Source organism: Pseudomonas ceruminis (genome assembly GCF_021602025.1).
GTDB lineage: Bacteria > Pseudomonadota > Gammaproteobacteria > Pseudomonadales > Pseudomonadaceae > Aquipseudomonas > Aquipseudomonas ceruminis.
Window position 1 is genome coordinate 82,153 of the sequence record NZ_BQHW01000026.1, and the last position, 9,065, is coordinate 91,217.

The 9,065-nt window shown below is 62.8% G+C and carries 7 protein-coding genes; all 7 read left to right on the top strand.

Features of this window, described 5'->3' with window-relative positions:
* Window positions 1–22: 22 nt before the first annotated feature.
* Window positions 23–3,313, top strand: coding sequence for a phage tail tape measure protein (locus L6D80_RS24510; protein ID WP_176515858.1), 3,291 nt, complete (start codon window positions 23–25; stop codon window positions 3,311–3,313).
* Window positions 3,313–3,651: a phage tail protein gene (locus tag L6D80_RS24515; protein ID WP_054903695.1), complete on the top strand. Its 339-nt coding sequence runs from the start codon at window positions 3,313–3,315 to the stop codon at window positions 3,649–3,651. The genes L6D80_RS24510 and L6D80_RS24515 overlap by 1 nt, the downstream gene beginning before the upstream one ends.
* The gene (locus L6D80_RS24520) at window positions 3,648–4,397 is read left to right on the top strand and encodes a phage minor tail protein L (RefSeq protein ID WP_176515856.1); all 750 of its coding nucleotides are present in this window, start codon (window positions 3,648–3,650) and stop codon (window positions 4,395–4,397) included. Before L6D80_RS24515 ends, L6D80_RS24520 begins: the two co-directional genes overlap by 4 nt.
* Before the next feature lie 2 nt (window positions 4,398–4,399).
* Window positions 4,400–5,155 carry a C40 family peptidase gene (locus L6D80_RS24525; RefSeq protein ID WP_176515854.1) on the top strand — a complete coding sequence of 252 codons (756 nt, stop codon included), beginning with the start codon at window positions 4,400–4,402 and terminating at the stop codon, window positions 5,153–5,155.
* Between the two features lie 30 nt (window positions 5,156–5,185).
* Window positions 5,186–5,608 (top strand): hypothetical protein, encoded by a 423-nt coding sequence (locus L6D80_RS24530; protein ID WP_176515852.1) that lies wholly within the window; start codon window positions 5,186–5,188, stop codon window positions 5,606–5,608.
* A 53-nt stretch (window positions 5,609–5,661) separates the two neighbouring features.
* Entirely contained in the window at window positions 5,662–6,234 is a 573-nt protein-coding gene (locus L6D80_RS24535; protein WP_236183078.1) for a tail assembly protein, read from the top strand.
* 56 nt (window positions 6,235–6,290) lie between these two features.
* On the top strand, window positions 6,291–9,065 hold a 2,775-nt coding region (locus L6D80_RS24540), incomplete at its 3' end, for a TipJ family phage tail tip protein (RefSeq protein WP_236183079.1).

Below are 9,065 nucleotides of genomic sequence, written 5' to 3' on the forward strand. Positions count from 1 at the left end.
TTTTTTGTGCTTGGAGAATTGCATGGCCGATCAACAAGTCCAGGGGATGCTGGTCCAGATCGAGGCCACCACGGCGCAGCTTCGCCGCGAACTGGCGAACGCCGACCAAGTGGTGGCGCGAAGCACGCAGGCGATCGACCGCAACCTGGCCACCGTCGATTCGGCCTTCGATAGGGCTGGGGCGGCAGCTCAGTCAGCTGGCGTGCTGATGCGCGGCGCGCTCGCGGCCGTAGCCGGTGCGGGGTTGATCGGCGGCATCATTAAGCAAGTCGACGCCTACGGGCAGATGTCCGACCGGATGAAAGCTGCCGCCGGTAGCGCGTCCGAGTATCAGGTGGTGCAGGAGCGCCTGCTGCGCACAGCCCAGGAAACCTACCGCCCGCTGGCCGAAGCGCAGGAGCTGTACATCCGCACGGCTGACGTGATGCGCAGTCTGGGTTTCAACACCCAGCAGACACTCGATATCACCGACAGCTTCAGCTTCCTGCTGGTGACCAACGCCGCATCGGCCGACAAGGCTGGCTCGGCACTCGACGCGTACTCCAAGGCGTTGCAGACAGGCAAAATCGACGCTGACGGGTGGGTATCCATCCAGAGTGCTATGCCCACCATAGTCGATGCCATCGCTGCCGGTACCGGCAAAAGTGCCGCCGAGATCCGCAAGCTGGGCGTGCAAGGCAAGCTTGCGCTGGACGACCTGAACACGGGCCTGCTGCGCACGGTCGAGGTGAACCGCAAGGCTGCGGCAGACATGTCTACCAGCGTGCAGGATGCCCTGGTCAACATCAACAACGCCATCAGCACCTTCCTGGGCAACATGGAGGAGCGTACCGGTGCCGTCGGTGGACTGTCGAAAGTCCTACTTGCACTGGCTGACAATGTGAACTTGGTCGCCAGCGCCATGGGCGGGGCGGGCGCGGCGGCGCTGACCTTGTACGTCGCGAAAGCTGGTTTGGCAGTCAAGGCAGCTTTGGCACAGCGCGTCGCTGAAGTGGAGAACGCACGTGCCGCGCTGCGCGGCGCAGAGGCACAGCGGATCTTCGCGCAGGCTCAGGTGCAGCAGGCTCAGGCCTCTGTGGCCGCTGCGACCGGCCTGCAGCGTCTGTCGCTGGTGCAGACGCAGCTGTTGCCCAAGCAGGCAGCGCTCAAGGCATCTACCGATGCGCTGGCCATTGCCCAAGGCAACCTCACCCGTGCTGCTACGGGCGGCCTGCTGGCGGCACTCGGTGGTCCGGCTGGCCTGGCCCTGCTCGCCGGCACTGCCGCTGCCAGCTTCCTATTGCTGGGCGACAGTGCCGACAAGGCTGGCGTGAGCCTGGACGACATGCACAAGCCGGTTGCACAGCTGCGCGAAGAGTTTGCCAAGCTCAACCGTGACCAGCGCGAGGCCTCGCTGGTCAAGTGGCAGCAGGAACAGATCGGCGCAACTGATGCGGTGCGCAGCGCCTACGGCGACCTGGCCCAGTCTATCCGCCAGTCCGTCGTAACGGCGCCCGCTCGTGATTCCGGTGGTCGGTACAACCAGCAGCTGCGCGCTTATCAGGAAGTGGTGGACCGGCTGAACGAGGCCCGGGCCGCTGGCGGCGACCTGGCCCCCGTCCTGCGCGAAGTCGGCGACCGGCTGAATCTGCCAGTGGGCACGGTGCAGAAGTGGATCACCCAGGCCGGTGCTGTCAGCGATGCCGACCAACGCTCTGCCCTGATCACTGAGACACTGCGAGTGCTCACCGGTGTGACCGATGAGAACACCGCTTCGACCCAGGAGAACAACGCCGCCAAGGCGGGAATGAGCGCTGCAGGTCAGACGTACCTGGAAACCCTGCAGAAGCAGTTGGCGGGCCTGCAAGATAATGGCGATGCGATCAAAATAGCCAACCGGCATATCGCCGAGAATGCCGACCTGACCGAAACCGACCGAAAGGCGATTCTCTCGGCGGCCAATGCGATCGAGGCGCAGAAGAAGGCGAACAAGGACGCCACCGCCAGTAGCAAGGACAGAACCAAGGCTCTAAGGGACGAGATCAAGGCGCTGGATGCGATCATTGACCGCGCCCTGCCGGAGCGCAAGCGCCTGGGTGACCTGAAGGAGGGTATCGAAGGCCTGCGCAAGGCCCAGGCCAAAGGAAAGATCACCGCTGCCGAGATGGAGCTCGGTATTAAGAACCTCAACACCGCCTATGCAGACGGCACGATCCAGAAGCGTACCGAAGCTGAGCGTAAGCTGGCCGAGCAACGGCGCAATAGTGCCGAGGCCTATCGCAAGGCAATGGAGGTGGTGCTACAGACACGGCAGGACGCGATCAATGCCGACGTGGCTGGTGTCGGCATGGGCGATGACCAACGCGAGCAGGCCGACCGCCTGAACGCCGTGCGGCAGAAGTACGCCGAGGCGCGGCGGCAGTTGGAGGAGCAGCAGGAGGACGTATCCCGTCGCCTGAGCCAGGACGCCTATCAGCAGCGCTTGGCAGACCTGGCCGACTACCAGGTGCGGGAGCTGCAGATGGAGGTCGACGGCTTTGAGGCGCGCCTGCAGGCCCAGCGTGACTACCGTAACGGTGCCAAGCGAGCCTGGGCCAACATCCAGTCCGACGCGGCCAACGTGGCTGGCGCCACTGACGACATGCTCACCACCGGATTCAATACAGCACGTGATGCGGTGGCTGAGTTCGCTCGGACGGGGAAGGCTAACTTCAAGGACTTTGCCACCAGCGTGATCTCAGATATGGCCAGGATTGCCAGTCAGCAGGCTGCGAGCTCGCTACTGAGCGGGTTGGTTGGCTTTGGCGTCTCTGCCGTGGGCAATTACTTCGGCGGTGGGGGAGGAAACGGTATGGCAGCTGGCTCTGCCGGAGCAGTCTCTTCCAATCTTGGCGCATCGCAAGCTGGTTACGGCAGCAAATTTTTTCCGCAGGCGTTGGGCGGAGCTTGGTCAGGCGGCGTGCAAATGTTCGCCAAGGGCGGTGCGTTCACCAATACCGTCCTGACCAGGCCCACAGCCTTTGGCATGGCCAACGGCGGGTTGGGCGTAGCCGGTGAGGCTGGGCCTGAGGCCATCATGCCATTGGCGCGCGGTTCGGATGGATCGTTAGGCGTGCAGGTGGTAGGCGGCTCCGGCGGAGGATCGACCATTGTTCAAGTCACTGTGCCAGTCGCAGTGACTCTGGAGGACCGCAGCGCGGATGGTATGGAGTTAGATAGCACTGCGCTGCAGCAGACAATGGAGCGGAAAATGCAGGGGGTCGCTGAGCGAGCGATCGCAGCGTCGTGGCGTCCTGGCGGAGCGAGTCACCGCAACAGCACGGGGAGGATCTGATGGCGATCGAGACATTTACCTGGGTCCCTGACGATGAGGCCAGCGGTGACAGCACACTGCGCACCAGAAAATCGCCGTTTGGCGACGGATATGTCCAGGTGTCGAGTGATGGGCTGAATGGCGAGTCGGACAGCTGGGCCCTTTCATTCGGCGGGCTGGCCGATGAGATCCAGCCCGCTATTGCGTTCATACGTCGCCATCGAGGCGCCAAGTCGTTCCTTTGGACCAACCCCGAAGGCGCGCTCGGCATGTACCGCTGCGAAACATTCCGTCAGCAGCGAAAGCCAGGGGGCCTCGTGCTGCTGACGGCAACCTTCGAGAGAGCGTACCACCCATGAGTTTGATCACTCAGTTGCAAAAGCTGGAGCCTGGTGCGGAGATTCTGTTATTCGAGCTGGATGGCTCGGACTTCGGCGCGGACACTCTGTGGTTCCACGGGCACGCGATACCGCACACGTCTCAGGAACTGGCAGCGGCAGGCGCGAACGCCGACCGGCTACCCGCCAAGTCGATCTGGTGGCAGGGTAATGAGTACGGAGCCTGGCCCATGCAGATTGACGGCATCGAGGCGAACTCGGACGGCACCTCCGTGCGGCCCACGCTGACGGTCGGTAACGTCAATGGCAGGATCACAGCGCTGTGCCTGGCCTTCGACAACCTGCTCGAGTTCAAGCTGACCATACGTCACACCATGGCGCGCTACCTGGACGCGGTAAATTTCCCAGGCGGTAACCCCGACGCTGATCCGACCGAGGAGGCGATTGAGGTCTGGTACATCGATCAGAAGGTGTCCGAGAACGGCACCACGGTTGCCTGGGAGTTGGCCAGCCCGGGTGACGTTGGTGGCGAGACGATCGGCCGGCAGATGACCCAGCTGTGCCACTGGGCAATGACCGCTGGGTATCGCGGTCCGAACTGCGGCTACACAGGTCCGTACTTCGACCTCGACGGGAATCCCACCAACGATCCAGCCAAGGACCAGTGCAATGGCTGCCTGGACTCAGGCTGCACGGTTCGTCACGGCCAGGGCAACCAGTTGCCTTTCGGCGGCTTCCCTGCCGTTTCGCTCATCGCACGGAGCTGACCATGCGCAAACACATCATCGCCGCCGTGCAAGCGCACGCTGCGGCAGAGTATCCGCGTGAGTGCTGCGGGCTGATCGTCGCCGTGGGCCGCTCCCATCGGTACATCCGGTGCGACAACACCGCAACCGATCCGGCCGAGGAGTTCCGTATCTCGCCTGAGCAATATGCGGCAGCCGAGGATCAGGGCGAGGTGGTCGGCATCGTGCACTCGCATCCCGATGCGACCAGCAGGCCGTCGCCGCGGGATCTGGCCATGTGCGAGGCCACTGGCCTGCCTTGGTACATCCTGTCGTGGCCGGAGGGCGACCTGCGAAGCGTCACGCCAACCGGTCACACACCACTGCTTGGGCGTCCTTTCGTGCACGGCGCCTGGGATTGCTGGCAGGTCTGCGCGGACTGGTACAAGCGCGAGTGGGGGTTGGAATTCCCGACCTATGCCCGGGAGGAGGGATGGTGGGAGCAAGCAGACGGCCCAAGCCTCTACGAGCAGGCCTACGAAGCTGCAGGCTTCGACCAGGTCAGCCAGCCGCAGCGCGGCGATATGATCGTTATGGCCGTGGGGCGTACCGCGCACCCGAACCATGCGGGGATCTACCTGGGCGGTGACGCCCAGTTGCCCGACGAGCAGGCCCAGGTCTTCGGCCCTGGCCCCTTCATGCTGCACCACCTGCTTGGGCGACCATCAGAAATCATCGTGTTCGGCGGGCCATGGCTAGACCGGGCGCGCCTTGTGCTGCGTCACCGAGACGCCAAGTGATACATTCAGCGCTTTTCAGGGAGGGATCACATGCGAATTCTGATCGGTGCGGTGGGACTGGCGTTGCTGGCGGGGTGCGCGACTTCAGCAACCTCAATTCAACAAGCGGTTCCAGTGCCAAACGACGAACTGTATGCCTTTCAATCTGAGCCACTAGGAAGTAGCGGAACGCTCTCCGTGGTGCGCGACTCCGGTTTCGTTGGTTCTGGCTGCGATGTCGTTGTATATATCGACGGAGCGAGGGCCGCGAAGGTCGGGCCGGGGCAGCGGGCTAGCTTCCACCTTCCTGTTGGGCGGCCGAATATTGGCGTAGGCCTGGCGGAGTCAGGACTCTGCGCAGGAATGGCGGTGCGCTCTGTTACTGGCGATGTCCAAGATGGCCGTGAAACCATCTACAGGATCAGCGGAGATATGAGCGGCGTCTATATAGGGCCATACATAAATTACAAGTAATCAAGCCGCCTTCGGGCGGCTTTTTGTATTCCGAGGAAAATATGAATCCAGAAATGACAGCTATTGAATTTTCAGGCTCTTTCCGAAAAGCACTTGGGCGAAAGCATCAGCGTTTGCTGGACACTGGGAGCGTTCGAGAGCTGCTGAAAGCGCTTACGATCACTCTGCCTGGATTCAAGGAAGAGGTTGACCGCCTGGACAGACTCGGCATGCGGTTCGCCATTTTTCGCAACGGAAAGAACGTTGGGGAAAGTGAGTTCGAGCGTGGCGGAACAAGGGCGGTAAAGATTGTTCCGGTAGTATCCGGCAGCAAGCGAGGTGGGCTTCTTCAGACAGTTGTTGGCGCGGTTCTGATTGCGGCAGGGGTATTTCTCTCTTCTACCCCGTTTGGTGCGCCTTTACTCGGCGCCGGTGTTGCTATGGTCGCCGGCGGCGTAATCCAGATGCTCAGCCCCCAAGCAAAGGGCCTCTCCCAAAGCGCAGCGCCCGAGAACCTCCCGTCCTACGCCTTCGGCAGCGCCAAGAACACCACCGCCAGCGGCAACCCTGTACCGATCTGCATCGGCGAGCGCCGTTGGGGCGGGGCAATCATTTCGGCCTCGATTGAGGCGCAGGACAAGGCCTAGGGCCGATTCAGCGAACAAGCCGCCTCCGGGCGGTATTTTTTTGCCCGGAGGAAAGCATGGGCCCAGCAGATCAACTGGATATCACCGGCGCCAAGGGCGGCGGCAGCAATCCAAAAACGGCTGTTGAGGCGCCTGACAGCCTGCAGTCGACGAACATTGGCAAGATCTTGATTGCCGTGGGCGAGGGTGAGTTCGACGGTGAGCCGACCGATCGTGACATCTACCTCGATAACACCCCGATCATGGATGCCAGCGGCAACGTGAACTTCCCGGGTGTGAAATGGGAGTGGCGCCCAGGCTCCGTCGAGCAGGATTACATCCAGGGCATTCCTGCGATCGAGAACGAGACTACCGTCAATGTTGAACTGCACAGCGACAACCCGTTCAGCCGCGCCCTGAGCAATACCCAGCTTTCGGCCGTGCGTGTGCGCATGGCTTGGCCGCGCCTGGCTCAGCAGGACAGCAGTGGCAACACCAATGGCTATCGCATCGAGTACGCCATTGATATCGCTACCGATGGTGGCGCCTACGTCGAGGCGCACCTGGGCGCGGTGGACGGCAAGACCACCAATGGCTACCAGCGCTCGGTACGCGTCAACCTGCCCAAGGCAACCTCCGGCTGGATGCTGCGGGTGCGCCGGATCACCCCGAACGCCAATAGCGGCACCATTGCGGACACGATGACCATCGCTGGCTACACCGAGATCATCGACCAGAAGCTGCGTTACCCGAACACCGCGCTGCTGTACATCGAGTTCGACGCCCAGCAGTTCCAGAACATCCCCGCCGTGACCGTGAAGTGCAAGGCCAAGCGTTGGCCCGTGCCCAGCAATTACGATCCGGTGGCCCGCACCTACAGCGGTGTATGGGATGGCACCTTCAAGCAGGCCTGGACCAACAACCCGGCGTTCGTGACCTATGGGGTTTGTGTAGAGGACCGTTTCGGCCTGGGTAAGCGCATCAAGCCGTGGATGGTCGACAAGTGGGAGATGTACCGCATCGCCCAGTATTGCGACCAGCGGGTGCCGAATGGCGTCGGCGGTCAGGAACCGCGTTTCCTGTGCGACATGAACTTGCAGGGGCGCGCCGAAGCCTGGACGCTGCTGCGCGACCTGTCGGCCATCTACCGGGGCATGGTGTACTGGGCTCACGGCTCGCTGTTCATGCAGGCGGACATGCCGCGTGCCCAGGACATCGACTACGTGTTCACCCGGGCCAACGTCATCGACGGAGAGTTCGTCTATGGTGGCGCCGAGCGTAACACCCATTACAGTCGGGCCCTGGTCAGCTACGACAACCCGGCGAACAACTACGACACCGACGTCATCCCGGTGACCGACAACGCGCTCCAGCGCCGGTACCGCGACCGCCCGATCGAGATCTCGGCCATCGGTTGCACCCGCGCCTCCGAAGCCCAGCGCCGCGGCAAGTGGGCGCTGCTGAGCAACAGCCAGGACCGCACTGTCACCTTCAAAACCGGTATGGAAGGGCGCATTCCGCTGCCTGGCTACGTCATTCCCGTCGCTGACGAACTGGTTGCTGGCCGTCCGAACGGCGGCCGGATTTCGGCGACTGCAGGCCGCGTGGTGACCCTGGACCGTGACACGCCGATCAAGGCTGGCGACCGGCTGTTCTTGAACCTGCCGAACGGTACCGCCCAGGCCCGCACGGTGCAATCGGTCGCCGGCCGCGCTGTGACGGTGACCACCGCGTATGGCGTACAGCCCGAGCCGGAACTGCAGTGGGCAATCGACTACGACGACCTGGCGGTGCAGCTGTTCCGGGTGCTGAAGACCACGCGCACCCAGGAAGGTGAGTACGAGATCACTGCGCTCGAGTTCAACCCGAGCAAGTTCGCTGCCATCGACACCGGCGCCAAGCTGGACGAGCGCCCGATCAGCGTTATTCCGGTGACCACCGTGCAGCCCCCGGCAAGCGTTACTCTGTCGTCCGCTCACATGATCGACCAAGGTATCGCGGTCAGCACCATGACCATCGCCTGGCCGGCGGTGGAGGGCGCTGTCGCCTACGACGTGGAGTGGCGCAAGGACAACGGTAACTGGGTCCGCCTGCAGCGCACCGGCGCAACCTCGGTAGACGTGGTCGGCATTTACGCGGGTGCCTACCTGGCACGCGTACGCGCTGTGAGCTCGTTCGACATCACGTCGATCTGGAAAAGCTCGACCCTGACGCAACTGAATGGCAAGGAAGGCCTGCCGCCTTCGGTCACCTTCCTCGACACCGAGAGCCTGCTGTTTGGCATCGGCATCAAGTGGGGCTTCCCTGCTGGTGCCGAAGACAGCCAGCGTACCGAGCTGTGGTACAGCGAGGGTACCGACCTGGGCCAGGCTACCAAGCTGGCCGACCTGGCCTACCCGCAGAACGAATACGTGATGCAGGGCCTGCGCGCGGGCCAGCGGTTCTACTTCTGGGCGCGCCTGGTGGATCGCACTGGAAACCTGGGGCCTTTCTTCCCGATCGCTCCGACTGTGGTCTCTGGCATGGCCAGCGACGACGCTGGCCCGATCTTGGAGCAGATCAAGGACCGGATCACCGAGAGCGAGTTGGGCAAGGAACTGACCAGCCGTATCGACCTGATCGACATGAACGGTCCTGGCTCGGTGAACGAGCGCCTGGGCGAGGTGCGCAGCGAGCTGAACGAGCAGATTGTCGAGGTCAACAACTCGGTCAATCAGGTGCAGAACGATCTGCAGGAACAGATCGACAACATCGCCGACCTGGCCGACTCGATGCCCTACAAGCCAGACCAGGCCTACACCGCTGGTCAAAGCGTGCTGGGCGAGAACGGCAAGCTGTACCAGGCGAAGGTC